This is a genomic window from Loigolactobacillus backii, assembly GCF_003946275.1.
Classification (GTDB): Bacteria; Bacillota; Bacilli; order Lactobacillales; family Lactobacillaceae; genus Loigolactobacillus; species Loigolactobacillus backii.
This window is the reverse complement of record NZ_RHNQ01000122.1, coordinates 1-2,410: the sequence shown is the minus strand read 5'-3', so window position 1 is coordinate 2,410 and position 2,410 is coordinate 1. Positions and strand designations below refer to the sequence as shown.

The 2,410-nt window shown below is 35.4% G+C and carries 2 protein-coding genes; both read right to left on the bottom strand.

The genetic code is table 11. From position 1 onward, the window contains the following. Positions 1 to 98: 98 nt before the first annotated feature. The gene (locus EKM61_RS11755) at positions 99 to 584 is read right to left on the bottom strand and encodes a hypothetical protein (protein WP_083613295.1); all 486 of its coding nucleotides are present in this window, start codon (positions 582 to 584) and stop codon (positions 99 to 101) included. An 89-nt stretch (positions 585 to 673) separates the two neighbouring features. Beyond that, on the bottom strand, positions 674 to 1,630 hold the full coding sequence (locus tag EKM61_RS11750) for a protein rep (RefSeq protein ID WP_075168980.1): 957 nt from the start codon (positions 1,628 to 1,630) through the stop codon (positions 674 to 676). Positions 1,631 to 2,410 lie beyond the last annotated feature (780 nt).

Below are 2,410 nucleotides of genomic sequence, written 5' to 3'. Positions count from 1 at the left end.
AGTCAGTTTTGTTTGAGCAACGCGAAATCTGATACAGGTTTAAGTGTTTTAGCACAACTCCAATTTATTTGGAGTGTAAGTGCGCATTTAGAATATATTTACTGAGAATTCAGCTTTTTAATTATATAGTCCTCGGCAACAGGTTGTAATACATATGGGAATATAGGATCATTCATTGCAGACGGCCACGCAAAAATAGAATTAGTAGTTCTAGAAATCATCCAATACTGTTCCAATTGCTGAACTTTTTGATTATATACATGCAATTGCACTGGATCACCATTATTAGAATAAAGCTTAATTAATATACTCCAGCAAAGGGGATCATCAACAAGTCTTTGACGTTCATTATCCAAAAATTCCATAAATTTCTTATCCCTATGTTTTTTATAAGATTTAATCAGAAGCCGAAAAGCAATTAATACAATCAAAAACACTAAAGAAGCATTCATTATAGAATCATATTTAGAAAACATATTAAAGAAACGAACAATAAAAATTGCCACTGTGAGCACCAAAACAAAATAAAAATATTCAGATTTAGTAAAAATATCCAAAAACTTATCCCAAAAATTTTCACTCATAAAAATCAACCTTTCTATAACAAATATCAAAGTAACAACATCTTCACTATTATTAATATAAAAGAAATACTCAATTTTTCTAAACCCAGTTACCAAATAAAATAATTTTGTTTATTAAAATCCCATTTTGCGACAACTTCTTCCGCAGCTTCCATTTGCTCTTTGGTGTAATCTTCATCGCCAACATGAACTAAATCACCATTTTCAACATCTTCAAGTTTCAAATCTTGCTTAATTTGCTTTAATAATCCACCATAGCTGATTTGTCGTGTTCCAGCTAAGGCATACTCCAAATTTTTAATCACCACCAAATTACGCTCATCATCAGCCGTCATATAATCAGCTGATTTTACCTCGTATTTCGCCGTTTCTTCGGCACTAGCTTGCAAAGAGTCAGTTCCTTTGCGTTTGTTAGCTTTAACAGCCTGCACATGCACCACAGGCTCATAATCAACTTTTAAAGCTCTTTGCCAAAGATCGGTCCATTCTGCTTGCGTAATATAATTCACACTATCCCCGGTAAAATAACTAGATTTTACAAACAATAAAACATGTAAATGCTGATTATATGACCCATCTTGTTCATTAACGGTAATTTCCGTTGAACGTAAATAACCCAATAAATTTTTAGTCACTTTTTTATAGCGAGTTAGCTTATTAAAGGCTTTAGTCAAAGCTCTTAAAGACACTTTTAACTCCTCTGCTGAATGAGCGTTTTTAACGGTTAAAGTTAAAAACAAAAACCGTCCTTTAGGCTCTCTTGCAACTGCTTCCGCAATAATTTGTTTTAATTGGCTCGAATTTTTCATGCTCTTTCTCCAATTGCACAACGGACATAACCGTTTGTGACAAAACCAAGTTTGATACAGCTTCAAATGGTTACCAATTTTCCGAAAACGTAAAGTTTCCCCACAGTTTTTAATATCATGTGCTCGTTTAAACTCTAAAATCGACAAATATTCCGCATAGCGCACATTTTCAATTTTGCGTTCTCGCCAAGGTCTTACCTTCCCGTTTTCTGTAACATCTTTAAATACTTCAGACATAAAAAGCTCCTCCCGTTTTATCCACGTGAAGGAGCTGAAATATCATTTTAACTAAGCTTATAGCCTTGACATCATAGGGTTTTCCCCCTAGAATAGGGCTATAAATCGCAAATGATAATCAACTCACGTGTTCCGAGCGACCAAACTAGGAATTTGCACGTGGGTTTTTTATTTGCTTTATTTTATTAGAATTTATACCTCAATAATACACCAAAACCCTGTAATATCAAGGGATAGGAACAAAAGCACTAAAAACTAGTTGTTGCTAATAGTATCAAGATAAGAAGAAAGCGACAAAAAACGTCGCTTTCAAAACCCCAAAAGACAGATCAGCAAAAACCGCTGAACTGTCTTTTTTTAAAACCGTGGCTTTCAGCCACACCGACCAGCTGAGCCAGCTGGAGCGCAACGCTTGCCGCCGCTGGGCTCGAGAAAACAAGGGCTTGTTTTCCAAGACGTCAGGCTTTTGGTATTGTCTAGTCTATCAACTCCTTAAAGCCTCCAAGAGGGGCTAATATCGCCTGTAAGGCTCAATAAGCCCCTCTAAGTCGATTTACCGTTGACAGACAGTTAGATAGCTAACTGTTAGCTAAAATCGCTTAGAACGCAAATGAGAGCCTTTAAAATTAACGTTCAAAAATAAAAAAGTTCGAAGGAGCTAGCGACTGAACTTATTTATTTTTGAATGTTCCAAACTGACGCAAGTCAGTTTTGTTTGAGCAACGCGAAATCTGATACAGGTTTAAGTGTTTTAGCACAACTCCAATTTATTTGGAGTGT

Excerpts from the sequence above, each read along its gene's own strand:
- EKM61_RS11755 (WP_083613295.1), bottom strand. The coding sequence starts at position 584 with ATGAGTGAAAATTTTTGGGATAAGTTTTTGGATATTTTTACTAAATCT.
- EKM61_RS11750 (WP_075168980.1), bottom strand. The coding sequence starts at position 1,630 with ATGTCTGAAGTATTTAAAGATGTTACAGAAAACGGGAAGGTAAGACCT.